This is a genomic window from Agrococcus sp. DT81.2 (assembly GCF_049844935.1).
Classification (GTDB): domain Bacteria; phylum Actinomycetota; class Actinomycetes; order Actinomycetales; family Microbacteriaceae; genus Agrococcus.
Map to the genome: position 1 here is coordinate 408,375 of NZ_JBNCLZ010000003.1, position 23,674 is coordinate 432,048.

Consider the following 23,674-nt stretch of genomic DNA (forward strand, 5'->3'; position numbering starts at 1 on the left):
GCGCTGGCGAGGCGGGCTAGGCTCGACACGGCCATCCACTGCGACCGCCGTCCACTGCGAAACAAGGAGCACCCGTGGCACTCATCGACACCCTGCAGGCACGCGAGATCCTCGACTCCCGCGGCAACCCGACCGTCGAGGTCGAGGTGCTGCTCTCCGACGGCTCCGTGGGCCGTGCCGCCGTGCCGAGCGGCGCATCGACCGGCGCCTTCGAGGCCTTCGAGCTGCGCGACGGCGACAGCGCCCGCTACCTCGGCAAGGGCGTCGAGCAGGCCGTCGACGCCGTGAACGAGGAGATCGCGGAGGCCATCGAGGGCCTCTCCGCCGACGACCAGCGCATCGTCGACTCCACGCTCGTCGAGCTCGACGGCAGCGACAACAAGAAGAACCTGGGCGCGAACGCGATCCTGGGCGTCTCGCTCGCCGTCGCCAAGGCGGCCGCGGACTCGGCGAAGCTGCCGCTGTTCCGCTACCTGGGCGGCCCGAACGCCTTCCTGCTGCCGGTGCCGATGATGAACGTCATCAACGGCGGCGCGCACGCCGACACGGGCGTCGACATCCAGGAGTTCATGGTGCTGCCGATCGGCGCCGAGACCTTCCGAGAGGGCCTGCGCTGGGGTGCGGAGACGTACCACGCGCTGAAGAGCATCCTCAAGGAGCAGGGCCTCTCGACCGGGCTCGGCGACGAGGGTGGGTTCGCCCCCGACCTCGCGAGCAACCGCCTCGCGCTCGACCTGCTCGTGCAGGCGATCGAGAAGGCCGGCTTCACGCCCGGCAGCGACATCGCGCTCGGCCTCGACGTCGCCGCCTCCGAGTTCTTCGAGAACGGCGTGTACCGCTTCGAGGGCCAGGAGCGCTCGAGCGCCGACATGACCGACTACTTCACCGAGCTCGTCGACAGCTACCCGCTCGTCTCGATCGAGGACCCGATGAACGAGGAGGACTGGGAGGGCTGGGCCGCGCTCACCGAGCGCCTCGACGACCGCGTGCAGATCGTCGGCGACGACCTGTTCGTCACCAACCCCGAGCGCCTCATCGAGGGCATCGAGCGCGGCGCCGCGAACGCGCTGCTCGTGAAGGTGAACCAGATCGGCACGCTCTCCGAGACCTTCGACGCGATCCGCATCGCGACGCAGGCCGGCTACTCGTCGGTGCTATCGCACCGCTCCGGCGAGACCGAGGACACCACGATCGCCGACATCGCGGTCGCCGTGAACGCCGGCCAGATCAAGACCGGCGCGCCCGCCCGCAGCGAGCGCGTCGCGAAGTACAACCAGCTGCTGCGCATCGAGGAGGACCTGGGCGAGGCCGCCGAGTACGCCGGCGCCGCCGCGTTCCCGCGCTTCGAGGGCTGACCGCGGTTCTGACGATGCAGGAGGGCACCCGCCGATATCCTCGGTCGGTGCCCTCCTCCCGTTCCGCCACCGGTCAGCTGCGCGTGTCGTGGCTGCTGCTCGTGGTCGTCGGCCTCGTGCTGGCCGGATTCGTGGTGCTCGCGCCCACGATCGGGCTGCTGCTCGAGCAGCGCCGCGACATCGCGGCGATGGAGGCGCAGGTCGCCGCGCAGCAGGCGAACGTCGAGGCGCTGCAGACGGATCAGGCGCGCTGGGACGACCCCGCCTACATCGAGGCGCAGGCGCGCGACCGGCTGTTCTTCGTCTACCCGGGCGAGACGAGCTTCGTCGTGCTCGACGACCGCTCCGCGCTCGAGACCGCGGCCGCCGACGTGCCCTCCGCGACGCTCGAGGAGCCCTCGCGCGACTGGGCCTCCGCCGCCGCCACCTCGTTCCTCATCGCGGGACTCACCGACGAGAGCCCTTCCTCGTTCATGGGCGTCCCGCCGGAGCCGCAGTGACGGATGACGCGGTGATGGATGACTCAGCGATGCGACCCATGATCGACCCCGCCACCGACCGCGACCTGGAGATCATGGCGCTGCAGCTCGGCCGCACCATGCGCGGCGTGCTCGGCGTCGGCGCGCGGTGCGCGTGCGGCGCGCCGACCGTCGTCGTCACGAGCCCGAGGCTGCCGGACGGCACGCCGTTCCCCACCTTCTACTACCTCACGCATCCGGCAGCCACGGCAGCGGCGTCGCGGCTCGAGGCCGACGGCACGATGGCGGCGCTGCAGGAGCGGCTCGACGACCCCGCGACGGCCGAGGCGTATGCTGCGGCGCACGCGGCGTACCTCGCCGACCGCGAGCAGCACGGTCACGTCGAGGAGATCGCCGGCATCAGCGCAGGCGGTATGCCGACCCGCGTGAAGTGCCTGCATGCCGTCATCGCGCACTCGCTCGCCGCCGGCCCGGGCGTCAACCCGATCGGCGACGCAGCGCTCGCGCTCGCGGACTGGTCGCCCGAGACGTGCGTGTGCCCTGCGGAGGCCCGCGGCGCCGCCGATCCCAAGGCCGACTCGGGGCCGCGATAGACTTGACGCACATCCACATCTGATAACGGGGAAGAAGCGTGCTTTGACCAAGATCCTCATCGTCGGCGGCGGCTATGCCGGCCTCTACACCGCCCGCGGCCTCGAGCGTCAGCTCGGTGCAGCGGAGGCCGAGATCACCATCGTCGACCCGCTGCCCTACATGACCTACCTGCCCTTCCTGCCGGAGGTGGCCGCCGGCTCGATCGAGCCCCGCCACGCGGTCGTCTCGCTGCGCCGCCACCTGGCGCGCACCCGCGTCGTGCAGGCCAAGGTCACCTACGTGGACCACGCCAGCAAGGTCGCCACCATCCAGCCCGAGCTCGGCGAGCCGTCGACGCTCGAGTACGACGTGCTCGTCATGACCGCCGGCTCCGTCTCGCGCACGTTCCCGATCGCGGGCGTCGCCGACGAGGCCATCGGCATGAAGACGATCGAGGAGGCCGCCGCCGTGCGCGACCGCCTGATCGGCAACTTCGCCCGTGCCGCTGCCCTGCCCGTCGGCCCCGAGCGCGACCGCCTGCTGACGGTCGTCGTCGTGGGCGGCGGCTTCGCCGGCATCGAGACGATCGCCGAGCTCCGCGACTTCGCGACCCACCTGCTCTCGCGGTTCCCCGAGATCAGCTTCGACGAGGTGCGGTTCCACCTGGTCGAGGCGATGGGCCGCATCATGCCCGAGGTCAGCGCGAAGACCGCCGACTGGGTGGTCGACGACATGCGCAAGCGCGGCGTCGACGTGCACCTCGAGACGCAGCTGCAGAGCGCCCTCGACGGCGTCTGCGAGCTCTCGACGGGCGAGCGCTTCGCGTCCGACCTCATCATCTGGACGGCCGGCGTGATGGCGAACCCCGTCGTGCGCCAGACCGACCTGCCGCTCGACGAGCGCGGCCGCATCACCGCGCTCGCGACCCTGCAGGTCGCCGGCCCCGACGGTGTCGTGGTGCCGGATGCGTGGACCGCGGGCGACGTCTCGGCCGTGCCCGACAAGTCGAAGACCCCCGGCCCCGGCGGCTTCTGCGTGCCGAACGCGCAGCACGCCGTGCGTCAGGCCAAGCTGCTCGCGAAGAACATCGTCGCGGTGCTCCGCGGCGAGGCGCCGCGCGAGTACATCCACGACAACCTCGGCGCGGTAGCCGGCCTCGGCATCGGCAACGGCGTCTTCCAGAGCGGCAAGATCGCGATCAAGGGCCCGCTCGCCTGGCTCGCGCACCGCGGCTACCACGGCATGGCGATGCCGATGTGGGAGCGCAAGCTGCGCGTCTTCGGCGACTGGTGGAACAACTTCTGGCTCGGCCGCGACATCGTCGAGCTGTCGCAGCGCGAGGACCCGCGACTCGCGTTCGAGACGTTCGCGTCGCGCCCGAAGCCCAAGGTCGAGGCGTAGTCCTCCTTCGCTGCAGCACCACAGTGCCGCGCCCTCTGCTCGAGGGCGCGGCGCTGTCGTATGGTGCACGTGGACGATCGTCCAAGATCGATCGAGACGGGGAGACCACGTGGCACGGATGTCGGCACTCGAGCGTCGCGGGCAGCTCATCGAGGCTGGCCTGCGGGTCATCGCACGGGAAGGCATCCACGGCGCCACCGTGCGTGCGATCGTCGCCGAGGCGGGAGTGCCGCTCGCGACCTTCCACTACGTCTTCGACTCCCGCGACGAGATGATCGGGGAGGCGTACGCCTACATCGCGGTGCTGCCTGAGGACGACCTCGCGGAGGTGCTGCCCGACGATGTGAGCCCCGAGGAAGCGGTGCGCGCCCTGCTGCTGCTCTGGTTCGAACGGTTCCTGGAGCACCCGGAGTACGAGCTCGCGGTCATGGAGATCATGGCCTACTGCAGCCGCACGCCGGCGCTCGCGCAGTTGCCCGCCCAGGTGCAGGAGCGCTACCTCGAGGTCGTCGTCGGCGGCGTGGAGCTGCTGCGAGAGCGCTTCGGCACGACGGGCGGCTCGGCCGCCCGCGACGTGGCCACGCTCTTCCTGCACGCGACCGACGGCATCACGTACTGCTGGCTGCGCACGCGCGACACCGCCGCGTCCTACCGCGCGATCGATGCCGCTGTGCCCGTGCTCGCCGCAGCCACGGTCGCGGCAGCCTGATGCTCCGGCTCGACGGCGCGGCGCCGTGGCGGCCGGACGGGCACTGGCAGCGCATGGACGCCGCCACCGCGGGGCTCGACGCCCCGTTCGCGGCGCTGTCGCTCGAGGCGCTCGCGCACAACGCGCGCTCCATGGTGGCGCGCGCCGCCGGCACGCCGCTGCGCATCGCCACGAAGTCGGTCCGCAGCCGCGGGGTGCTCGAGGCGGTGCTGCGGCAGCCGGGCTTCCGCGGCGTGCTCGCGGCGACGCTGCCGGAGGGGCTCTGGCTGTCGGCGACCGTCGACGACGTGCTCGTCGGCTACCCGACGGTCGATCGCGCCGCGCTGCGTGCGCTCGCGGCCGACGAGCGCGCGCTCGAGCGCGTGACGTTCATGGTGGACAGCCTCGAGCACCTCGACGTGATCGACGCGGCCGCGCCGGGGCATCCGCCTATGCGGATCGCGCTCGAGCTCGACGCCTCGTTCGCGCTCGGTCCCGTCCGCGCCGGCGTCCGCCGCTCGCCTGTGCGCGACCCCGCGAGCATCGGAGCGCTCGCGGAGGCGGTCGTCGCGCGGCGCGGCTTCACCCTCGTGGGGCTCATGGCCTACGAGGCGCAGGTCGCGGGCGTGCAGGACGCGCGGCGCCGCGGGCTCGCGCCGCCGATGATGCTGCGGGTCATGCAGCGGATGTCCGTGGCGGAGCTGCGCGAACGGCGCGCGAGCGCGGTCGAGGCGGTGCGTCGCGTCGTGCCGCTCGAGTTCGTGAACGGCGGCGGCACTGGCTCCATCGAGCTCACCGCCGCCGATCCCGCGGTCACCGAGATCGGCGCCGGCAGCGGCCTCTTCGGTCCGCACCTGTTCGACGGCTACCGCCGCTTCTCGCCCGCGCCCGCGCTCGCGTTCGCGCTGCCGGTCGTCCGCCGACCCGGCCGCGGCTGCGTGACCCTGCTCGGCGGCGGATGGATCGCGTCCGGTCCGCACGGACCGGATCGCCAGCCGGTCGTGGCCTGGCCGGAGGGGCTGAGGATCGATCCGCAGGAGGGGGCCGGCGAGGTGCAGACGCCCGTGCTCGGGGCCGCGGCCGACCGGCTCGCGCTCGGCGACCGCGTGTGGCTGCGGCACGCGAAGGCCGGCGAGCCGTGCGAGCGCACCGAGGCGCTGCACGTCGTCTCGGGCGACCAGGTCGTCGACATCATCCCCACGTATCGTGGCGAGGGCAGGAAGCTGCTGTGAGCTGAGGAGCGACGCGTGACGTGGAGGAACTGGGCGAGGTCGCAGTCGGCCGACCCCCGCGAGGTGCACGCTCCCGTCACGGTCGAGGACGTGCGCCGCGTCGTGGAGCGCGTGCGGGAGCGGGGCGGCTCCGTTCGGCCGGTCGGCAGCGGCCACTCCTTCTCGGGCGCCGCGAGGCCGGACGACGCGCAGCTCACCCTCGATGGCCTCGCCGGGCTGCTGCACGTCGACCAGGCGCGAGGCCGCGCGACGCTGCTCGCCGGCACGAAGCTGCACGAGGTGCCGGCGCTGCTCGCGCCGAGCGGGCTCGCGATGGAGTGCCTCGGCGACATCGATCGGCAGACGCTCGCGGGCGCCATCTCGACCGGCACCCACGGCACCGGCCTGCGCTTCCCCTCGATCGGCGCGACCGTGGTGGCCGCGACGCTCGTGACCGGGCGGGGCGAGCTGCTGCGCGTGAGCGAGACGGAGCGGCCGGAGCTGCTCCCGGCGGTGCGGCTCGGGCTCGGCGCGCTCGGCGTGCTCGTCGACGTGACGCTGCAGTGCGTGCCCGCCTTCGCGCTCGAGGCGGTCGAGGCGACGATGCGCCTCGACGCCGTGCTCGACGACTGGATGGGCCTCAACGAGCGCACCGACCACTTCGAGCTGCACTGGTTCGCGGCCACGCGGCTGGCGGCGACGAAGTCGAACACCCGGGTCGCGGGGCCGCTGCGCCCGCGCTCGACGATCGGGCGCTTCGTCGACGAGCGCGTGCTCACCGACTCCGGGCACCGGGCGGTGCTGACCGCCGCCGCGCTCGCGCCCGCGCTCGCGCCGGCCGTCAACGAGCTCTCGGCGCGCTTGATGCCCAGGGGCAGCTTCACGGAGCCCAGCCACCGGGTGTTCGCGTCGCCTCGCGCCGTGCGGTTCCGCGAGCTGGAGTACGGGATGCCAGTCGCCGCGGTCCCCGAGGCGCTGCGCGAGATCGATCGGGCGCTGCGGAGAGCGGACCTCGTGCTCACGTTCCCGTTCGAGGCCCGCGCGAGCGCTGCGGATGACGCGCACCTGTCCACCGCGCACGGGCGCGCGACCGGCTACATCGCCGCGCACCGATGGTGGCGCGAGGATCCGCGGCCGCTGTTCGACATCGTCGAGCCGATCCTGCTCGCGCACGACGGCCGGCCGCACTGGGGCAAGCTGCATTCGCTCCGCGCCCCAGAGCTCGCCGAGCGCTTCCCAGGCTTCGCCGCCTTCCTCGCCGCGCGCGACGAGCTCGACCCCGATCGCACCTTCGCGAGCAGCTGGACCAGGAGGGTCCTGGGGCACTGAGCAGGCCAGCGACGGAGCAGGCCAGCGACGGAGCCGCCTACAGTGGAAGGCATGGATTCGCCGCAGCTCGTCATCTGGATCGTGGTCGGTGCACTGGTCGTCCTCGCGCTGATCGGTGCGATCTGGACGGTCACCGCGCTCGTGTCGATGCGTCGCCTCAGCGCGAGCGTCGACGAGCGCTGGGAGGCGCTCGCGGCGACGCTCGAGCGGCGCCGCTCGGTCGCCGCCCCGCTGCTCGCGGCCGCACCCGAGGCGCAGCGGCAGCAGGCCGAGCGGTCGTTCGCGGCGCTCGAGGCCGCGGCGCTGCCGGGCTCGAAGGCGGAGGCGGAGGCGGAGCTGCAGCGGATCCTGCGCCCGCTCGTCCAGGCCGCAGCGACGCATCCGCTCGGCTCCGAGGCAGCAGAGGCGCGCACCGCGCTCGCCGCGCTCGACGACGAGGCCCAGGCCCGCCGTCGCGATTACAACACCGGCGCCCGCGAGCTCAACGCGAAGGGCCGCCGCTTCCCGACGTCGCTGTGGAAGGGCTCCGCCGCAGTCCCGCGCCAGTTCTTCGAGGTGGATCAGACGGGAGCGGTCGCCGAGCCGCCCCGCATCCAGTTCTGAGCCTCGGAGGACTCCTTCCGTCGGTTGAGCCGCTCCGCGCGACGGATCCCCTCCTCCGTCGGTGGCGAGCCGCTCCAGCGGCTGGTGCGGCCACCCGCTCCGCCCCTTCCGTTGGTTGAGCCGCTCCGCGCGCGCAGCGCGCTGAGCGTGTCGAAACCTGTCGACCCGGGCGGTCCGGTTTCGACACGCGCATGCCGCCTGCGGCGGCGGCGCGGCTCAACCAGCGGGAGCGGCGGCGGCGGCGCGGCTCAACCAGCGGGCGGGGCGGCAGCGGCGCGGCTCAACCAGCCGGTCGTGCTGCCGAGCGCAGCGCCCCCTCCACTGCCGCCGCCCACGTCCCCGGCCCCGCCACCTCCACCCGGTCGAGCCCCTGCCACACTGCCGCCTCCTCGAGCGCCGGCACCAACCGTGCCGCGAGCTCACCGGCTCGCTGCTCCCGCCCCGGCTCGATCGTCGCGTGCTGCACGCGCAGGATGCCGGCTCGCCGATCGCTCTTCAGGTCGACGCGGCCGACGAGCTCGTCGTCGACGAGCACGGGCAGCACGTAGTAGCCGTGGGTGCGCTGCGCCGCGGGCGTGTAGATGCTGATGCGGTACGCGAAGCCGAACAGCCGCTCCGCGCGCGGTCGGTGCCACACGAGCGGGTCGAAGGGCGACAGCAGCGCCGTCGCGCGCACGCGCCGCGGGCGCCGAGCGTCGGCCCACAGCCAGGCGGGGCGACCCCAGCCCTCGACGTCGACGCGCTCGAGGGAGCCGTCGGCGACGAGCTCGTCGACCGCGGCCCGCGCATCCTTGATCGAGAGCCGGTGGTAGTCGGCGAGGTCGTCGAGCGTCGCGATGCCGTGTGCCTGCGCCGCGCGCGCGACCAGCGTGCGCTGCGCCTCCGCCCGCTCCAGCGGCGCCAGCGCGGCCTCCGGCAGCGCCTGCTCGGCGACCGCATACTGCCGCTCGAACCTCGTGCGCCCGACGGTCACGAGCTCGCCGCGCTGGAACAGCACCGCCGTCGCCCAGTAGGCATCCGACTTGTTCCACCAGCCGCCCGGCAGCCGCTCGTGCGCGGGATGCTCCATGTCGCTCGGGCGCATCGGGCCGCGCTCGGCGAACTCCGCGAGCACGCCGTCGACGATCGACGCGTGCTCCGCCGCCCAGCGATCGCCGCCCCCGCGCAGCGGCTCGCGGCGCTTCCAAGCCCAGAGGGGCCAGTCGGCGACCGGGATCACCGCCGCCTCGTGCGCGACGTACTCGGTGTAGCCACCCATGCGCGGACGCCGCGGATGGTCGTGGTGCAGCAGCCGGTCGAGCGCGGCGCGGTCGTACGCGCCGATGCGCGACAGCAGCGGCAGGTAGTGGCTGCGCTCGAACACGTTGACCGAGTCGAGCTGCAGCAGGCGGAGCCGCTCGATCGACCGCTCGAGCGTGCGGATGCCGGTGCGGCCGCGCTTGCCCGGCACGGCCCCGTCGAGGCCGCCGGCGGCGATCGCGATGCGGCGAGCCTGCGCGGCGGAGATCCTGGTGGTCGCGGTCACGCGTCGGAGGCTAGCAACCACCGCAGACGCATGCCGCGGCCGACACAGCCGTGCGCCGTAGGATCGCACAATGATGCTCCGACGGCCCGCCAGCGCGGCGCCCCGCCCACCCGCGGTCGTCGACGACACGGCGGTGCCGCGGGGCATGCAGATCGCCGGTGCTTGGGCATGGCGCTTCGTCGCCCTCGCCGCGGCGGCCGCGATCGTGGTCTGGCTCGTCGTGCAGTTCCGCATCGTGGTCATCCCCGTGCTCGTCGCTGCCCTGCTCACGGCGCTGCTGCTGCCGGTCGTCGACGCGCTGGTGCGCGCCCGGTGGCCGCGCGGGATCGCCGTCGCGGTCGCGATCATCGGGCTCCTCGTGATCGTCTCGGGCCTCGGCTGGCTCGCGATCTCGCAGATCCGGGAGGAGTACCCGGCCCTGCAGCAGCGCGCGGTCGAGTTCTGGGGCGATACGCAGGAGTGGATCGTCTCGCTGCCGTTCGGCATCGACCAGGCCGACCTGCAGGACACGGTGCAGGACCTCGTCGCCAACCTCCGTGAGGACCTGTCGTCGGTGCTGTCGAGCGCGCTGTCGCTCGGCTCCTCGGTCGGCCACTTCCTCGCGGGCGCGCTGCTCACCCTCTTCGCGCTCATCTTCACGCTCGCCGACGGCCGCGGCATCTGGCGCTGGATCGTCGGCGTGCTGCCGGCGCGGGCGCGCGCGGCGACCGACGGCGCCGGCCGCACCGGCTGGGTGACCCTCGGCAGCTTCGTCCGCGTGCAGGTGCTGGTGGCCTTCATCGACGCCGTCGGCATCGGGCTCGGCGCCTTCATCCTCGGGCTGTTCTTCGAGGGCGGCATGCCGCTCGTCGTGCCGATCGCGATCCTCGTCTTCCTCGGCTCCTTCATCCCCATCATCGGCGCGGTCGTGACGGGCTCGATCGCCGTGCTCGTCGTCATGGTGTCGTTCGGCTTCTGGCCGGCGGTCATCATGCTCGGCATCGTGCTGCTCGTGCAGCAGATCGAGGGCCACGTGCTGCAGCCGCTCATCATGGGCACCGCGGTCAAGGTGCACCCCCTCGCCGTCGTGCTCGCCGTGGGTGCCGGCTCGACGATCGCTGGCATCGCGGGCGCCTTCTTCGCCGTGCCGGTCGTCGCGTTCCTCAACAGCTTCATCAAGACCGTGTCGTCGGGCTCGTGGCGCACGAACCCGCGCCCGACCATCGAGGATGTCGACCGATGAACGACCGAACGCTGCCCGAGCCCGCCGTCGCGGCGGCCGACGCGATCCCCGGCCCGACGCTCGCCGAGTTCGAGGATGCGCGCGAGCGGCTCCGCGGGATCGTGCAGGAGACGCCGATGGAGCGCTCGCGCTACCTCAGCGGCATGCTGGGCGCCGAGGTGCTGCTCAAGTGCGAGAACCTGCAGCGCACCGGCGCCTACAAGATCCGCGGCGCCTACAACATGCTGTCGCGGCTCGACGACGCGCAACGGGCGCGCGGCGTCGTCGCGGCCTCGGCCGGCAACCACGCGCAGGGCGTCGCGTTCTCGGCGACCGAGCTCGGCATCCGCTCGACCATCTTCATGCCGCTCGGCGTCGCGCTCCCGAAGCTGCAGGCGACCCGCGACTACGGCGCCGCCGTCGAGCTGCGCGGCATGGACTTCCAGTCGGCGCTCGCCGCTGCGGTCGAGCACGTCGAGCGCACGGGGGCGACGTTCGTGCCGCCCTACGATCACCCCGACATCATCGCCGGCCAGGGCACGGTCGGGCTCGAGATCCTCGACCAGGTGCCGGATGTCGCCACCATCGTCGTGCCCCTGGGCGGCGGTGGGCTCGCGGCCGGCGTCGCATCGGCGGTGCGGCAGCGCGCGGCGCGCGACGGCCGGCGGGTGCGGATCATCGGCGTGCAGGCGGAGCGCGCAGCGTCGTTCGTCGACTCGCTCGCGGCAGGGGAGCCGACCACGATCATCACCCGCCCGACGATCGCCGACGGCATCGCCGTCGCGCGGCCTGGCACGCTGCCGTTCGCGATCGTCCGCGACGCCGTGGACGAGATCGTCACCGTCTCGGACGACGACATCGCCCGGGCGATGATCGTGCTGCTCGAGCGGGCGAAGCTCGTCGTCGAACCGTCCGGCGCCGTCACGACGGCCGCGATCATGACCGGCCTCGTCGCATCCGACGGACCGACCGTCGCCGTGCTGTCGGGCGGCAACATCGACCCCCTGTTCATGGAGCGCGTCATCGCGCGCGGCCTCGCGGCCTCGGAGCGCTACCTCAAGGTGCGGCTCGCGCTGCCCGACCGGCCGGGACAGCTCGCCATCATCGCGCAGATCGTCTCCGACGAGCAGGCGAACGTGGTGGAGGTGCTGCACACGCAGCACGACGCGTGGACCTCGATCACCGACGTCTCGCTCGACATCTCGGTCACCACCAGGGGACCGGAGCACGCGCAGCGCGTGCTCGCAGCGCTGCGGCGCGCGGGCTACGAGCCGCAGGTGCGGTAGCCGGAACGAGGAAGGGCCCCGCGATCGACGCGGGGCCCTCCGTTCGCGCGCGGCTATCCGCGGTACGTCTGGACGTCCTTGATCTCGACCTCGATCGTGACGCCGGTGGGGGTCTGGTACGACGTCTGCTCGCCGATCTTCAGGCCCATGATGGCCGAGCCGAGCGGGCTGGCCTCGCTGTAGACGTCGAGGTCGTCGCCGGCCTCGGCGATCTCGCGGTTGCCGACGAGGAACGTCGTCTCGTCGCCCGCGATCGTCGCCGTGACGACGGTGCCGGGCTCGACGATGCCGGTCGCCTGCGGGGCGTCGCCCACCTTGGCGGTGCGCAGCAGCTGCGTGATCTGCGAGATCCGGGCCTCGATCTGGGCCTGGTCGTCCTTGGCCGCGTGGTAGCCGCCGTTCTCCTTGAGGTCGCCCTCGTCGCGAGCCTCTTCGATGCGCTTCGCGATCTCGGCCCGCACAGGGCCCTGGAGGTGCTCGAGCTCGCCCTGCAGGCGGTCGTACGCCTCCTGCGACAGCCAGGTCTCCGTGGTGCCGTTCATCTGGTCTCCTGATATGCAGAGAACCGGCCCCGTGTGGGCCGGTTCACATGGCATCTTATGGCACCCAGCACTCCGAGACCAATCCGTTCACGGCTGCCTCGCTCGTGCGCAGCTCCACGCGGTGGGCGGTGGTGTGCGCATCGGCGGGCGGCAGGTCGACCTCGACCCACCCGACGATCCCGTGCGCACCGTTGAGCGCCTCGACGGCGCAGCGCACGGGAGTGTTGGCGTCGACGGAGACGTCGAAGGCGACGACCGCGGTCGACTCGTCCTCGATCTGGAAGGCGATGGTGCGCGACTGCAGCTGCGTCGACGCCGGATCGGTGCCGACCCACCACACCCACGCGACCACGAACAGCAGGATGCCGAGGCCGACGCTCCAGCCGAGCGCCCGCTCGCGCCGCGTGCGGACGCGCGAGCGACCGTAGCGCGCATCGAGGTCGGTCATCAGGGCCTGTCGTGGGAGGATGGAGACCTGCCAAGTCTACTCGTCGCGCCGCCCGGCGCGGCCTCGCTGGCAGGGGAGGAGAGGCCGTGCGACGCCTGCTCGCGGTGCATGCGCATCCTGACGACGAGTCGAGCAAGGGCGCTGGAACGCTCGCCCGCTACGCGGCCGAGGGCGCGCAGGTGACCGTCGTCTCCTGCACCGGCGGTGAGAGCGGCAGTGTGCTCAACCAGGGCTTCGAGCCCAAGCACCGCGCGGCGCGCGACATGACGGCGCTCCGCCGCGTCGAGATGGAGCAGGCGCGGGCCGCGCTCGGCATCGACCACGTCTGGCTCGGCTATGTCGACTCGGGGCTGCCCGACGAGGGCGAGCCGCTGCGGGAGCTCTCCTTCGCGACCATCCCGATCGAGGTCTCCGGTCGTCCGCTCGTGCGGCTCATCCGGCGACTGCGCCCGCAGGTCGTCGTGACGTACGACGAGACCGGCGGCTACCCGCATCCCGACCACATCCGCTGCCACGAGGTGACGATGTGGGCGGTCGAGCACGCGGCGGCCGGGCTGCCGGAGCTCGGCGAGCCGTGGGACGTCGAGAAGGTGTACTTCGACCGGAGCATGAGCGGCGCGAGGCTGCGCGCGCTGCTCGCGGCCGTCGAGGCGCAGACGCCCGACGACGATCGGCTGCCGTTCATGCGCGAGTGGGCCGAGCGCTTGGGTGAGCGCGGCGAGACCATGACGACGCGCGTCGACATCGGCGCCCACCTGGAGGCCCGCGATGCCGCGCTGCGTGCGCACGCGAGCCAGGTCGAACCCGACTCACGCTTCTTCTTCTGGCCGCACGAGCTGCTGCTCGGCACCTGGGCGACCGACGACTACGAGCTCGTGCGCTCGCGAGCGACGCACGAGGTGCCAGAGGACGACCTGTTCGCAGGCGTGGAGGAGGACTGATGCACATCCTGACCGCGCAGCCGCTGCCGTTCGACCCCAACCAGGTCACGCCCGGCGTGATCGGCTTCGCCGTGACCGCGCTCATCGCCATCGCGGTCATCCTGCTGCTGTGGGACTTCAACCGGCGCGTGCGGCGCATCAACGACCGCGCCGAGGTGAAGGAGCGCATCGAGGCAGAGCTCGCCGCGCGGGAGGCGCAGCAGACCCAGCGCGCTGAGCCGGGCTCGCCGGGAGACGGCACGCCGTAGCGGCCGTCACAGCACGGCGATCGCGGTCGCGCGCCAGTGGTCGTCGAGGCCCTCGAGCCGGATCGCGACGGCCCGCGAGCGGCCGGCCGCCCGCACCACCACCGCGCCCTCCACGACGCCGTCGGCGGTGTGACACGCACGCACGCTGCTGATCGCGAAGTTCGGGACGGAGCGGTCGCGCAGCCCCGATCGGGTCCGCCGGGCCGAGAGCGCGTGCCGCGCGAGCATGTCGTAGATGGGCTCGGTGACCCAGCGCGCGATCTGCTGCACATCGCGCACCCCGAGCAGGATCTCGATCACGCTCGTGGCAAGGTTCTCGAGCAGCGAGACGGGGTCGGGCAGCCCCGCCGAGGAGCACGGCTGGAAGTCGAAGAACTCCTCCGCGTCGACCGTCGTCATCCGTCGTCTGGTCACCGCGCGGCCCCCTCGCATCCGGTCCCCACCGGACGGCGGCCCCGGGTCGGCTCCGCCGTGTGCGGGAGAACATAGACCCATCCGCGAAGGTGAGGGGATGGGGCACTTGCGAGCTGTGGACAACCCGGGACGCGCGCCGCTGCCGCACGAATAGATTCGCGATTGTGCGCTTCGACGACCTGTTCGACGACCTCGAGAGCCAGCTCGAGGCCGAGCAGGGAGCCGAGCGCCGCGACCTCGATGCGGAGGAGGAGCGCTTCCGCATCGGCAGGCTCGAGCTGCGCGACCGCATCGCGGCCGCACCGCGCCAGCTCGATGTCACGCTGCGGTCCGGGGGCCGGCTGCGGATCCGGCGGATGGCGCTCGGCAGGGACTGGCTGAACGGCATCGTGCTCGAGGGCGCGCCTGCCGGGACGGGTGCCCTCGTGCCCCTGCACGCGATCGCGAGCATCGAACTCGACGGCGATGGCGCCGCGGCCTCGCTCCGCGCGGCCGCGGTGGGAGACCTGCAGGCGCGGCTCAGCTTCGCGTACGCGCTGCGGGACCTCGCGCGTCGACGGGTCTCGGTGATCCTCGAGGGCGCCTTGCCTGCCGCCGGCACGATCGACCGCGTCGGCCGCGACCATCTCGACCTCGCCGAGCACGAGCCGGGGCAGCCGCCGCGGCTCGGCACGGTGCGCGCGTGGCGCATCATGCCGTTCTCGTCGTTCGACTGGGTGCGCGTGCCCTGATCAGCGCTCGCCGAACAGGTCGGCGATGCTCGGGTCCTGCGCCTGGCGCCACAGGCCACGTCGGCGCTCGAGCTCGAGCTGGCGATCGATCCACGCCTGCACCTCCTCGTCGGCGACGCGCCATGCGCCGCGCACCCGCAGCCCGCGCAGCTCCCCGGCCTCGAGCAGCTCGGCGACCGCGGCCGGCGTGGTGCCGAGCAGGTCGGCGACATCCGCGACCGCGAGGAATCGACGCGCTTCGGGCTCCATGCGCCCATTGTGAGCCAGTCGCGCGGAACGCGAGCCGAGCCTGTGGAGAACTGCAGCGACCGGCCGCTGCGACCTGCCACCGTGGTCCTCCGACGAGGGAGGCCCCATGGCAGCGCGCCGCACCTGGATGGACCCGAGGCTCGCGATCGGGGTCGTGCTCGTGCTCGCGTCCCTCGCAGGAGTGTGGCTCGTCGTCCAGCATTCCGCGCGCACCGAGGTCGCGTGGGCAGCGACGCGCACGCTGCTGCCGGGCGAGACGATCGCCGCCGGCGACGTCGAGCAGATCGACCTGCGGCTGCCGCAGAGCGGCGACCGCTATCTCGCCGGCGCGGCAGAGCCGCTCGGGCTCGTCGTCGCAGCGACGGTGGGGGAGGGCGAGGTGCTGCCGCTCCGCGCTGTCGGCGACGCGGCGAGCGCGGAGCGCGCCGCGATGGTGATCGGCGTCGACGGCGGCCTGCCGCGGTCCGTCGAGCGGGGCGCATCCGTCGACGTCTGGACCGCGCCGCCGACCGACGACGGCTTCGGCGTGCCCGCGGTGCTCGTCGCCGACGCGATCGTGGCCGGCGTGGTCGAGGACGAGGGCATCCTGGCGACCGCCGCCGTGCAGCTCGAGCTGCTGGTGCCCCGCGACCAGGTGCCGCTGCTGCTCGAGGCCGTGTCGAACGAGCACGCGCTGAGCGTCGTGCCGCTCGCGCTGCCGGTCGGGGCGGCGCCGTGATCGGCATCGCCGTCTCCGCCCCGCTCGAGCGCGAGGACGCGATCGTGCGGGAGGCGGCGCGCCACGGCCATCGCGTCGCCGTGCGCGCCGCGACCGCGGCCGATCTCGTCGAGCGGCTCACCGCTCGCGGCGCCGATGCGGAGCCGCGCATCGACCTCGTGCTCGTCGTCGCCGACGCGAGGCACGCGAGCCGGCAGCTCGTCGACACGTGCGACGAGCGGGGCCTCAGGCTCGTCGCGCTCGCCGACGACGACGCCGAGCGCGCGCGGGCGCGGACCCTCGGGCTCGAGGCGGTCTCGTGGTCGGATGGGTTCGGCGCCGTCGAGGCCGCCGTCACACCCGCCGCCGGGGAGGCGCCGCCAGAGCGTCCACGCGGGAGGATCGTCGTCGTCTGGGGACCGGCGGGGGCGCCCGGGCGCACGACCGCGGCGATCGCGCTCGCCGCGGAGCTCGCGCTGCTCGACCAGCGGGTCGCGCTCGTCGACGCCGACACGACGAGCGCGGCGATCGCTCCCGCGCTCGGCCTGCTCGACGAGTCGCCCGGCTTCGCGGCGGCTGCTCGACTCGCACGCGCCGGCAGCCTCACCGTCGACGAGCTCGACCGGATCGCGCAGACGCTGCCGACGATGGGCGGCGTCGTGCGCGTGCTCACGGGGATCGGGCGAGCGAGCCGCTGGCCGGAGCTCGGCGCCGATCGCGTGACCGAGGTGCTGGCGCGCTGCCGGGACTGGGCCGATGCGACGGTCGTCGACGTGGCGTCGAGCCTCGAGCGCGACGAGGAGATCTCGAGCGACCTCTTCGCGCCGCGTCGTCACGCGGCGACGATCGCCTCGCTCGAGGCCGCCGACGAGGTCGTGGTCGTGGCGGGCGGCGACCCCGTCGGGGTCGCACGCCTCGTGCGCGCACTGCCCGAGCTGAGCGAGGTCGCGCCGCAGGCGCGGCTCCGGGTGGTCGTCAACAAGGTGCGGCCCGGCGCGACCGGAGTCGCACCCGAGCGGGCGGTGCTCGAGACGCTGCGCCGGCTGGCGCAGGTGACGCCCGAGGCGTGCTGGCCCTTCGACGGCCGGGCGGCCGACGCGGCGCTGCTCGAGGGCAGGCCGCTCGTCGACGTGGCAGGGAGGTCGCGGCTGCGGCGCCGCGTGCAGGAGCTGGCCCTTGCGCTCGTCCCGCAGCAGGCACCCCTCAGCCGGGCCGCGCTGCGAGCGGCGGAGCGTCCGCGCCGGTCCTGGCGCGCGGCGCTGCGCTGATCGCGCCGCGCTAGGCTGACCGGGTGACGAGCCTGACGTCGATCGCCGAGCGCTACGGTCAAGTGAGCGAGTACGACGTCCAATGGCTGCATCGCCTCGTAGCCGACTTCCAGCTGCTCGCCGACCTCGCGATCGGCGACATCGTGCTGTGGCTGCCGACCGGCGACGATGACGGCTACATCGCGGTCCAGCACGCCCGTCCCGCCGGAGCTGCGACGCTGTTCTACCGCGACATCGTCGGACAGCCGGTGCGCAACTCGTGGCGCGAGCAGGTGGGCCGGGCCTACGAGGAGGGCGTCTCGCTCGATGCCGACTCGCCCGAGTGGGGCGTCGAGACCGATGCGAAGGTGAAGGCGTTCCCGGTGCGCCGTCGCGAGGCGGAGCCGTCGACGGCGCTCGTGCAGCGCCCCGTCGCCGTCATCACCCGCCACGCGAACCACGCCGACACCCGCAGCGCGGGCCGTCAGGAGCGCACCTTCCGCGAGTGCGCGTCCGAGCTCTTCCGCATGATCGCCGACGGCGACTTCCCGGACCAGGCAGCCCCGAGCGGTCCGCGTCGCGGCGCCGCCCGCGCATCCGACGGACTGATCCGGCTCGACCAGGCGGGCACCGTCACGTTCGCGAGCCCCAACGCGCTGTCTGCCTTCACCCGGCTGGGCTTCCGCGGCGAGCTCGAGGGCGAGTCGCTCGCCGAGATCACCACCGAGCTCATCGATGACTCGCACGAGGTCGACGAGGCGCTGCCGCTCGTGGTCACGGGCCGCGCGCCATGGCGCACCGACATCGAGACGCGGCTGGTCACGCTCTCGCTGCGGGCCGTGCCGCTGCGCAGGGGAGCGACGCGGCTCGGCGCCATCGTGCTCGTACGCGACGTCACCGACATGCGCATGCAGGAGCAGACGCTCATCACGAAGGACGCGACGATCCGCGAGATCCACCATCGCGTCAAGAACAACCTGCAGACCGTGGCGGCGCTGCTGCGCATCCAGTCGCGCCGCACGAAGAGCGTCGAGGCGCGCACGGCGCTGCAGGATGCGGAGCGCCGAGTGTCGTCGATCGCGGTCGTCCACGACACCCTCTCCGAGGGCCTCAGCCAGTCGGTCGACTTCGACGCGGTGTTCGACCGCTCGATGAAGCTCACGAGCGAGCTCGCGTCGATCCACGGTGCGAAGGTGCGCACGGAGCGGGTCGGCTCGTTCGGCGTGCTGCCGAGCGGCTACGCGACGCCGCTCGCGCTCGCGCTCACGGAGCTCGTCACGAACGCGGTCGAGCACGGTCTCGTCGGCCGGCAGGACGGCCTCGTGCGGATCACCGCCAACCGCGACGACGGATGGCTCACGGTGCAGGTGTGCGACAACGGCGCGGGACTGCCGCCCGGGAGGGTCGGCTCGGGCCTCGGCACGCAGATCGTGAAGACGCTCGTCACCGGCGAGCTCTCGGGCTCGATCGACTGGGGCGCTCGCGCGGTCGAGGGCACCGAGGTCACCGTGAAGGTGCCGATCTCGTACATCCGCGAGGACGACGAGGTCTGAGCGCTTCGCGCCACGCACAAAGCAGCGGGGCCGCCTTCCGGCGACCCCGCTGCTGTTGTTCGTGCTGTGTCAGCCCGCGCGGCGAGCGCGAGCGGCCCGACGCTTGAGCGCGCGGCGCTCGTCCTCGGAGAGGCCGCCCCACACGCCCGAGTCCTGGCTGGTCTCGAGTGCGTACTGCAGGCACATCTCGGTCACCGGGCACGTCGCACAGACAGCCTTCGCCTTCTCGATCTGCTCGAGCGCCGGCCCGGTGTTGCCCACCGGGAAGAACAGCTCGGGGTCCACCGTGAGGCAGGCAGCGTCATCACGCCAATCCATACATGTGCTCCTTGTACATTGGAGGGGGAGGTCGCGCATCGCGAAGCAGTCGCGGCGCGGAAGTCTTCGGGCGCTGCAGCATCGCCGCCCGACGTCCTATGGTTTCACAGCGCCCCCAGAGAGGCAAGGGTTGATTCCGTGAGCGAAGTCTCGAAGGGGCGTCCGAGGACGGCGACGTGGGCGGCTGCGATCCTGCTCCTGGAGGCGCTCGGCATGCTCGCGCTCGCCATCTGGCTGGCCGTCGCAGCCCTCGGCGATCCGGTCGAGCACATCGGCGGCGGCCTGTTCCTCGCGGTGCTCACGGCGGGCGCTGCCGCCTTCCTGCTCGCCGCCGGACGGGCCATGCTCGATGGGCGAGCCTGGTCGCGAAGCGCCGCGGTCGTCTGGCAGGTGCTGCAGCTCGGCGTGGCCTTCGGCACGTTCGACGGCGGCGAGGGACCGGTGCCGCTCGCGCTCCTGCTCGCAGCGCTGTCGATCACGGGGTTCGTCCTGGTGCTGCGCCGCAGCGTCACCGAGTGGCTGCGCCGCGACTGAGCTGCTGAGCTGCCTCGCGAGCCCCGTCAGGCGCTGAAGGCGAGCCGCTTGTCGAGCATCTCGAGGTGGCCCTTCGCCCGCGTGTTGTAGAACGCGTGCGTGATCACGCCGTCCTCGTCGAGCACGAACGTCGAGCGACGCACGCCCTCGACGATGCGGCCGTAGCTGTTCTTCTCGCCGAAGGTGCCCCATGCGCGGTGCACGCTCAGGTCGGCGTCGCTCAGCAGCGGGAAGGGGAGCGCGTCGAGCTCGCTCGCGCGGGCGAGCTTCTCGACGCTGTCGCGAGAGATCCCGAGCACCGCGTAGCCGTGGCGGCCGAGATCGGGGAGGGCGTCGCGGAAGTCGCATGCCTGCTGCTTGCAGGCGGAGGTGAGCGCCTCGGGGTAGAAGTAGACGATCACCCGCTGTCCACGCAGCGACGCGAGGGACACGCGGTCGCCGTGCTGGTCGTGCAGGGTGAAGTCGGGGGCGGGCATGCCGGGTTCGAGGTGCGTCATCCCCTCCATCCAACCAGCGCCGAGGGCGGGGTGGGCACCGGCCCGGTGGTCGTGCTACGCTTGATCCTCGGTGGAGACACCGCGCACCTCTAGCTCAATTGGCAGAGCAGTTGACTCTTAATCAATTGGTTCCGGGTTCGAGTCCCGGGGGGTGTACGAGCAAGGCCCGGTCAGGAGCGATCCCGACCGGGCCTTCGTCGTGCGGCGGACCGACGTGGTCTCAACCGCCCGTGAATGCCTCGATCGCGAGCCCGGTGCCCGAATCCTCGCAAGCCGCCCCGAGCAGGCTGTCTGCTTCGTTCCAGGCGTCGGAGCCGATGCCGGTGGAGTAGCCGGCGCCGGACGCGACCGGCCGTGCGGAGTCCCGCAGTGCCGCGATGGCGTCCCGCACGGCATCGCTCTCGCCGTGCGGCACTCGGTAGAGCACTCTCGTCGCGAGCCGGTACCAGCCGTCGTGCTCCTGCTGCGCGATGCGGCCCTCGCGGAGCGCGATGTCGGCGTTCGCGGTGATCGTCAGGACGTCCCCGTAGCCTTCGCATGCCGCGGCGTCCGAGCCGGCGGCCCCGCTGCTCGAATGAAGCACCAGGTGCCGCCTCTTGCCTCGGCTCGCCTAGTTGCTCGGTGACACGGCCGACGTGGTCGTCGTCGACGATCCGTCCCGGCTCGCGGATGACCGCTCCGCAAGCGTCAGGGAGGCCAGCAGCGCGGTGGCGAGCAGGATGCCCGCTCCGACCAGCAATGCGCTGCTGTACCCGGCGGTGAGCGCCTCGGGCGCCGGCAGGTCAGTTGTCGCGGGGCCAGCCGTGACGGCTGCGGCGACGCCGGCGAGGATCGCGAGCCCCAGGGCGACGCCGATCTGCTGGGCGGAGTTCAGCAGCGCCGAGGCGATGCCCGCCTTGTCGGGATCGACGCGGTAGACCGCGGCTTGCGTCAGGGCGATGACTCCCAGACCGAAGCCGAGCGCGACGATGAGCATCGCGGGCGCGAGGTGCAGCCAGTAGCCGGTGTCGGCGGTGATGAAGGAGAACCAGAACGCGCCCGCGGCACTGAGCAGCGCACCGAGCGCGGCGACAAGCCGGGGTGCGACCTTCAGCAGCAGCTGCGGGGCGATCGCGGCGCCGATGACGATGCCGACCGCGAAGGGCAGCCACGACAAGCCGGTCAGCAGCGGGCTGTACCCGCGTACCTGCTGCATGTAGAGCGTGATGACGTAGAACGAGCCCATGGGGCCGATCGCGAGCCCCAGCATGGTGACGTACGCGCCCGAACGACTTCGGTCACGGAAGAGGCTCAGGGGCACGAGCGGGTCGCGGCTGCCCCGCTGTGTGAGCACGAACACGAAGAGCAGCGCGACGGCCGCTGCGGCGAGTGCGTAGGCCGCGGGGTCGGCGAACCCCTGCTCGCCGAAGCGGGTGACGGCGTAGACGAGCGACACCATGCCGGCCGTGCCGAGCGTTGCGCCGAGCGCTCCCAGCCGGCCGGTGTGGCGGTCGCCGGCCACGAGCGTGCGGCTGCCGAGCAGCACGAGCAGCCCGATCGGGATGTTGATGAAGAACACCCACCTCCAGCCGAGGGTGTCCGTGAGCACTCCGCCGAGCAGGAGGCCCACGACGATCCCGAGCCCGGACATCGCGCCGTAGAGCGAGAGCGCTCGGTCCCGCAGCTGCCGCTCGTCGAAGGTGGTCGCGATGAGCGCGAGCGCGTTCGGCGCGGCCATCGCCGCGCCGATGCCTTGGACGGCACGCGCGCCGATGAGCATCTCCGTGCTCTGCCCGAGGCCGCCCGCGAACGACGCGGCGATGAAGACCAGGACGCCGAGCTGCAGCGTGCGCTTGCGGCCCCAGAGGTCGCCGATCCTTCCGCCGAGGAGCAGGAGCGCCCCGAACGACAGGATGTAGGCGTTGACGATCCAGGGGAGGTGCACCGGTCGGACCGCGAGCTCCTCCTGGATGGTCGGCAGCGCGATGTTCACGATCGAGTCGTCGAGCACGAGCATCAGCTGCGCTGTCGCGATCACGAGCAGCGGCACCAGGGGGCGTGCGGTCTGCCTCGTCGAGGTCATGGGTCTCCTCCTCAGCGCGGCGCGCTGCGCGGGTCCGGGGTCTACGCGCCGAGCCCTGCGGCAGACTGCGGAGCGCGCGTGAAGAACATACCCCCCAGGGGTATATCTCGCAACCGCGAGACGCGGCGTTCAGCGCCGCGCGCGGTACTGCGCTCGGATCGAGGGCTGAGGGACCTCGTCGACCTGCGTGCTCAGCGCGACCGGCCAGGCGGGCCGCTCCCCGGTGAGCGCCCAGGCGGCCTGCACGGCTGCGCCGAGCGCGACGTACTCGGCCGTCGCAGGCACGTCGACCGGCAGGCCCAGCACCTGACTGGCGATCCGCGCCACGGGCGAGCCCTGCGCGGCGCCGCCGATCAGCAGCAGGCGGTCGCGCCCGGATCCGCGCGCCACGATCGCGTCGACGCCTTCGGCGAGGCCGCAGAGCATCCCCTCGACGGCCGCGCGAGCGACGTTCGCCCGGGTCGTCGACGCCAGCGTCATGCCGAACAGGGTTGCCGTCGCGTCCGGCAGGTTCGGCGTCCGCTCACCCTCGAAGTACGGCTGCAGCACGAGCCCACCGGCACCGGGTGCGGCCGTCATCGCGAGCACGCCGAGCTGCGCGTGGTCGACGCCGAGCAGGGCAGCCACCGCATCGAGGACGCGTGCGGCGTTCAGGGTGGCGACGAGCGGGAGGAACCGGCCGGTCGCGTCCGCGAAGCCGGCGACGGTGCCGTTGGGGTCGGGCTCGAGCGCCTCCGCGACGGCGAACGCCGTGCCGCTCGTGCCGAGTGACATGACGATGTCTCCTGGCTGCGTCGCGAGCCCCAGCGCGGCACCGGCGTTGTCGCCCGCTCCGGCGCCGAGCAGCGCACCCCCGGCGACCGACGGCTGCGTCACGACTCGGCCCGGTGAACCGGATGGCGCCACGACGCGTGGGAGCGCGGCACCGTGGCCGAGTGCGATGCCGAGCAGCTCACGGTCCCAGTCCTCGGCTCCCGGTGACCAGTAGCCCGTGCCGCTGGCGTCGGAGCGATCGGTGGTGAGCGCATGCAGGTCGGGACCCAGCGGGCTCTCGCCGCGGGGGCCGTGGCCGAGGAGCCGCCAGGTCAGCCAGTCGTGCGGCAGCGCGACCGCGGCGACGCGAGCGGCGCTGTGCGGCTCCGCGTCGCGCAACCAGCGCAGCTTCGTCGAGGTGAACGAGGCGACCGGCACGCTGCCGGTGCGGGCGGCGAGCTCTTCCGCACCGAGCTCCGCGATCAGCGACTGGGCCGACTGCGCCGAGCGCGTGTCGTTCCAGAGCAGCGCGGGCCGCACCACCCGGCCATCGGCGTCGAGCGCCACCATGCCGTGCTGCTGTGCCGCGACGGAGATCGCGGCGACGTCGGCGAGGCCGCCGGCGTCCGCCAGCGCGAGGCAGAGCGCCTCCCACCACCGCTCCGGATCCACCTCGGTGTCGGGGGGATGGGGCGCTCGGCCCGATCGCACGACGCGCCCGGTCTCGAGGTCGCGCACGACGACCTTGCAGCTCTGCGTCGACGAGTCGACGCCGGCGACCAGCGTCAT

General features: G+C 72.9%; 27 protein-coding genes and 1 tRNA gene. 18 read left to right on the plus strand and 10 right to left on the minus strand.

All coding sequences use genetic code 11. The features are described 5' to 3' along the window. Positions 1-74: 74 nt before the first annotated feature. The 8 genes from eno to ACLQ21_RS08325 all read left to right on the plus strand — a co-directional run bounded on the left by eno (position 75) and on the right by ACLQ21_RS08325 (position 7,639). The gene (gene eno / locus ACLQ21_RS08290) at positions 75-1,355 is read left to right on the plus strand and encodes a phosphopyruvate hydratase (protein ID WP_425662796.1); all 1,281 of its coding nucleotides are present in this window, start codon (positions 75-77) and stop codon (positions 1,353-1,355) included. Between the two features lie 47 nt (positions 1,356-1,402). Further along, on the plus strand, positions 1,403-1,855 hold the full coding sequence (locus ACLQ21_RS08295; protein WP_425662798.1) for an FtsB family cell division protein: 453 nt from the start codon (positions 1,403-1,405) through the stop codon (positions 1,853-1,855). 14 nt (positions 1,856-1,869) lie between these two features. After that, positions 1,870-2,427 carry a DUF501 domain-containing protein gene (locus ACLQ21_RS08300; protein WP_425662799.1) on the plus strand — a complete coding sequence of 186 codons (558 nt, stop codon included), beginning with the start codon at positions 1,870-1,872 and terminating at the stop codon, positions 2,425-2,427. A gap of 43 nt (positions 2,428-2,470) precedes the next feature. Then, positions 2,471-3,808: an NAD(P)/FAD-dependent oxidoreductase gene (locus tag ACLQ21_RS08305; protein ID WP_425662801.1), complete on the plus strand. Its 1,338-nt coding sequence runs from the start codon at positions 2,471-2,473 to the stop codon at positions 3,806-3,808. Between the two features lie 118 nt (positions 3,809-3,926). Then, the gene (locus ACLQ21_RS08310; protein WP_425662911.1) at positions 3,927-4,517 is read left to right on the plus strand and encodes a TetR/AcrR family transcriptional regulator; all 591 of its coding nucleotides are present in this window, start codon (positions 3,927-3,929) and stop codon (positions 4,515-4,517) included. Next, positions 4,517-5,728 carry an alanine racemase gene (locus tag ACLQ21_RS08315; protein WP_425662803.1) on the plus strand — a complete coding sequence of 404 codons (1,212 nt, stop codon included), beginning with the start codon at positions 4,517-4,519 and terminating at the stop codon, positions 5,726-5,728. Before ACLQ21_RS08310 ends, ACLQ21_RS08315 begins: the two co-directional genes overlap by 1 nt. Positions 5,729-5,743: 15 nt before the next feature. Next, positions 5,744-7,036: a D-arabinono-1,4-lactone oxidase gene (locus ACLQ21_RS08320; RefSeq protein ID WP_425662805.1), complete on the plus strand. Its 1,293-nt coding sequence runs from the start codon at positions 5,744-5,746 to the stop codon at positions 7,034-7,036. A 51-nt stretch (positions 7,037-7,087) separates the two neighbouring features. Next, positions 7,088-7,639 carry a LemA family protein gene (locus ACLQ21_RS08325; RefSeq protein ID WP_425662806.1) on the plus strand — a complete coding sequence of 184 codons (552 nt, stop codon included), beginning with the start codon at positions 7,088-7,090 and terminating at the stop codon, positions 7,637-7,639. Between the two features lie 280 nt (positions 7,640-7,919). Here ACLQ21_RS08325 and ACLQ21_RS08330 read toward each other — a convergent pair whose 3' ends face one another. After that, positions 7,920-9,164 carry a winged helix-turn-helix domain-containing protein gene (locus ACLQ21_RS08330; protein WP_425662808.1) on the minus strand — a complete coding sequence of 415 codons (1,245 nt, stop codon included), beginning with the start codon at positions 9,162-9,164 and terminating at the stop codon, positions 7,920-7,922. Between the two features lie 70 nt (positions 9,165-9,234). Between ACLQ21_RS08330 and ACLQ21_RS08335 the strand changes: the two genes are divergently transcribed. After that, the gene (locus ACLQ21_RS08335; RefSeq protein WP_425662810.1) at positions 9,235-10,386 is read left to right on the plus strand and encodes an AI-2E family transporter; all 1,152 of its coding nucleotides are present in this window, start codon (positions 9,235-9,237) and stop codon (positions 10,384-10,386) included. Continuing rightward, on the plus strand, positions 10,383-11,651 hold the full coding sequence (gene ilvA, locus ACLQ21_RS08340; RefSeq protein ID WP_425662811.1) for a threonine ammonia-lyase: 1,269 nt from the start codon (positions 10,383-10,385) through the stop codon (positions 11,649-11,651). The genes ACLQ21_RS08335 and ilvA overlap by 4 nt, the downstream gene beginning before the upstream one ends. A gap of 53 nt (positions 11,652-11,704) precedes the next feature. On the opposite strand, the gene greA is transcribed toward ilvA, so the two are convergent. Both greA and ACLQ21_RS08350 read right to left on the minus strand, forming a co-directional pair. Next, positions 11,705-12,193, minus strand: a complete 489-nt coding sequence (greA, locus tag ACLQ21_RS08345) for a transcription elongation factor GreA (RefSeq protein ID WP_425662813.1) — start codon at positions 12,191-12,193, stop codon at positions 11,705-11,707. A 55-nt stretch (positions 12,194-12,248) separates the two neighbouring features. Further along, complete coding sequence (locus tag ACLQ21_RS08350) at positions 12,249-12,641, minus strand: DUF4307 domain-containing protein (protein WP_425662815.1); 393 nt, start codon at positions 12,639-12,641, stop codon at positions 12,249-12,251. 86 nt (positions 12,642-12,727) lie between these two features. Here ACLQ21_RS08350 and mca point away from each other — a divergent pair, with 86 nt between their 5' ends. Together mca and ACLQ21_RS08360 are read left to right on the plus strand one after the other, a co-directional pair. Beyond that, complete coding sequence (gene mca, locus ACLQ21_RS08355; RefSeq protein ID WP_425662816.1) at positions 12,728-13,582, plus strand: mycothiol conjugate amidase Mca; 855 nt, start codon at positions 12,728-12,730, stop codon at positions 13,580-13,582. Beyond that, positions 13,582-13,830, plus strand: coding sequence for a hypothetical protein (locus ACLQ21_RS08360; protein ID WP_425662818.1), 249 nt, complete (start codon positions 13,582-13,584; stop codon positions 13,828-13,830). Before mca ends, ACLQ21_RS08360 begins: the two co-directional genes overlap by 1 nt. A gap of 6 nt (positions 13,831-13,836) precedes the next feature. Here ACLQ21_RS08360 and ACLQ21_RS08365 read toward each other — a convergent pair whose 3' ends face one another. Beyond that, positions 13,837-14,244, minus strand: a complete 408-nt coding sequence (locus tag ACLQ21_RS08365) for an Rv3235 family protein (protein ID WP_425662819.1) — start codon at positions 14,242-14,244, stop codon at positions 13,837-13,839. 164 nt (positions 14,245-14,408) lie between these two features. On the opposite strand from ACLQ21_RS08365, the gene ACLQ21_RS08370 reads away from it, so the two are divergent. After that, positions 14,409-14,975, plus strand: coding sequence for a hypothetical protein (locus ACLQ21_RS08370; protein WP_425662821.1), 567 nt, complete (start codon positions 14,409-14,411; stop codon positions 14,973-14,975). On the opposite strand, the gene ACLQ21_RS08375 is transcribed toward ACLQ21_RS08370, so the two are convergent. Beyond that, positions 14,976-15,224 carry a helix-turn-helix domain-containing protein gene (locus tag ACLQ21_RS08375; RefSeq protein WP_425662823.1) on the minus strand — a complete coding sequence of 83 codons (249 nt, stop codon included), beginning with the start codon at positions 15,222-15,224 and terminating at the stop codon, positions 14,976-14,978. It lies immediately after the preceding gene. 106 nt (positions 15,225-15,330) lie between these two features. Here ACLQ21_RS08375 and ACLQ21_RS08380 point away from each other — a divergent pair, with 106 nt between their 5' ends. Genes ACLQ21_RS08380 through ACLQ21_RS08390 form a run of 3 tightly spaced genes read left to right on the plus strand, consistent with a single transcriptional unit; the run spans position 15,331 to position 18,721 of the window. Continuing rightward, positions 15,331-15,942 carry a hypothetical protein gene (locus ACLQ21_RS08380; RefSeq protein WP_425662824.1) on the plus strand — a complete coding sequence of 204 codons (612 nt, stop codon included), beginning with the start codon at positions 15,331-15,333 and terminating at the stop codon, positions 15,940-15,942. Then, positions 15,939-17,189, plus strand: a complete 1,251-nt coding sequence (locus ACLQ21_RS08385; RefSeq protein WP_425662826.1) for an AAA family ATPase — start codon at positions 15,939-15,941, stop codon at positions 17,187-17,189. The genes ACLQ21_RS08380 and ACLQ21_RS08385 overlap by 4 nt, the downstream gene beginning before the upstream one ends. A gap of 23 nt (positions 17,190-17,212) precedes the next feature. Further along, positions 17,213-18,721, plus strand: coding sequence for a sensor histidine kinase (locus ACLQ21_RS08390; protein WP_425662827.1), 1,509 nt, complete (start codon positions 17,213-17,215; stop codon positions 18,719-18,721). 69 nt (positions 18,722-18,790) lie between these two features. On the opposite strand, the gene ACLQ21_RS08395 is transcribed toward ACLQ21_RS08390, so the two are convergent. After that, positions 18,791-19,039: a WhiB family transcriptional regulator gene (locus ACLQ21_RS08395; RefSeq protein ID WP_021010012.1), complete on the minus strand. Its 249-nt coding sequence runs from the start codon at positions 19,037-19,039 to the stop codon at positions 18,791-18,793. Positions 19,040-19,177: 138 nt separating this feature from the next. Here ACLQ21_RS08395 and ACLQ21_RS08400 point away from each other — a divergent pair, with 138 nt between their 5' ends. After that, positions 19,178-19,573, plus strand: a complete 396-nt coding sequence (locus ACLQ21_RS08400; protein ID WP_425662829.1) for a hypothetical protein — start codon at positions 19,178-19,180, stop codon at positions 19,571-19,573. Between the two features lie 26 nt (positions 19,574-19,599). On the opposite strand, the gene bcp is transcribed toward ACLQ21_RS08400, so the two are convergent. Further along, entirely contained in the window at positions 19,600-20,070 is a 471-nt protein-coding gene (gene bcp / locus ACLQ21_RS08405) for a thioredoxin-dependent thiol peroxidase (RefSeq protein WP_425662831.1), read from the minus strand. Positions 20,071-20,153: 83 nt separating this feature from the next. On the opposite strand from bcp, the gene ACLQ21_RS08410 reads away from it, so the two are divergent. Continuing rightward, positions 20,154-20,226 (plus strand) — tRNA-Lys (locus tag ACLQ21_RS08410). 64 nt (positions 20,227-20,290) lie between these two features. Here ACLQ21_RS08410 and ACLQ21_RS08415 read toward each other — a convergent pair. The 3 genes from ACLQ21_RS08415 to xylB all read right to left on the minus strand — a co-directional run bounded on the left by ACLQ21_RS08415 (position 20,291) and on the right by xylB (position 23,674). Further along, a complete protein-coding gene (locus tag ACLQ21_RS08415) occupies positions 20,291-20,653 on the minus strand; it encodes a hypothetical protein (protein ID WP_425662832.1) in 363 nt (120 codons plus the stop codon). Between the two features lie 27 nt (positions 20,654-20,680). Next, positions 20,681-22,132 (minus strand): MFS transporter, encoded by a 1,452-nt coding sequence (locus ACLQ21_RS08420; protein WP_425662834.1) that lies wholly within the window; start codon positions 22,130-22,132, stop codon positions 20,681-20,683. A 129-nt stretch (positions 22,133-22,261) separates the two neighbouring features. Beyond that, positions 22,262-23,674, minus strand: coding sequence for a xylulokinase (gene xylB / locus ACLQ21_RS08425; RefSeq protein WP_425662836.1), 1,413 nt, complete (start codon positions 23,672-23,674; stop codon positions 22,262-22,264).

What these genes read in the sequence shown, in the direction of transcription:
- ACLQ21_RS08300 (WP_425662799.1), top strand. Translation starts at nt 1,870, where the DNA reads ATGGATGACTCAGCGATGCGACCCATGATCGACCCCGCCACCGACCGC.
- ACLQ21_RS08310 (WP_425662911.1), top strand. Translation starts at nt 3,927, where the DNA reads ATGTCGGCACTCGAGCGTCGCGGGCAGCTCATCGAGGCTGGCCTGCGG.
- ACLQ21_RS08315 (WP_425662803.1), top strand. Translation starts at nt 4,517, where the DNA reads ATGCTCCGGCTCGACGGCGCGGCGCCGTGGCGGCCGGACGGGCACTGG.
- ACLQ21_RS08325 (WP_425662806.1), top strand. Translation starts at nt 7,088, where the DNA reads ATGGATTCGCCGCAGCTCGTCATCTGGATCGTGGTCGGTGCACTGGTC.
- ACLQ21_RS08335 (WP_425662810.1), top strand. Translation starts at nt 9,235, where the DNA reads ATGATGCTCCGACGGCCCGCCAGCGCGGCGCCCCGCCCACCCGCGGTC.
- ilvA (WP_425662811.1), top strand. Translation starts at nt 10,383, where the DNA reads ATGAACGACCGAACGCTGCCCGAGCCCGCCGTCGCGGCGGCCGACGCG.
- greA (WP_425662813.1), bottom strand. Translation starts at nt 12,193, where the DNA reads ATGAACGGCACCACGGAGACCTGGCTGTCGCAGGAGGCGTACGACCGC.
- ACLQ21_RS08350 (WP_425662815.1), bottom strand. Translation starts at nt 12,641, where the DNA reads ATGACCGACCTCGATGCGCGCTACGGTCGCTCGCGCGTCCGCACGCGG.
- ACLQ21_RS08360 (WP_425662818.1), top strand. Translation starts at nt 13,582, where the DNA reads ATGCACATCCTGACCGCGCAGCCGCTGCCGTTCGACCCCAACCAGGTC.
- ACLQ21_RS08375 (WP_425662823.1), bottom strand. Translation starts at nt 15,224, where the DNA reads ATGGAGCCCGAAGCGCGTCGATTCCTCGCGGTCGCGGATGTCGCCGAC.
- ACLQ21_RS08380 (WP_425662824.1), top strand. Translation starts at nt 15,331, where the DNA reads ATGGCAGCGCGCCGCACCTGGATGGACCCGAGGCTCGCGATCGGGGTC.
- ACLQ21_RS08395 (WP_021010012.1), bottom strand. Translation starts at nt 19,039, where the DNA reads ATGGATTGGCGTGATGACGCTGCCTGCCTCACGGTGGACCCCGAGCTG.
- bcp (WP_425662831.1), bottom strand. Translation starts at nt 20,070, where the DNA reads ATGACGCACCTCGAACCCGGCATGCCCGCCCCCGACTTCACCCTGCAC.
- ACLQ21_RS08420 (WP_425662834.1), bottom strand. Translation starts at nt 22,132, where the DNA reads ATGACCTCGACGAGGCAGACCGCACGCCCCCTGGTGCCGCTGCTCGTG.
- xylB (WP_425662836.1), bottom strand. Translation starts at nt 23,674, where the DNA reads ATGACGCTGGTCGCCGGCGTCGACTCGTCGACGCAGAGCTGCAAGGTC.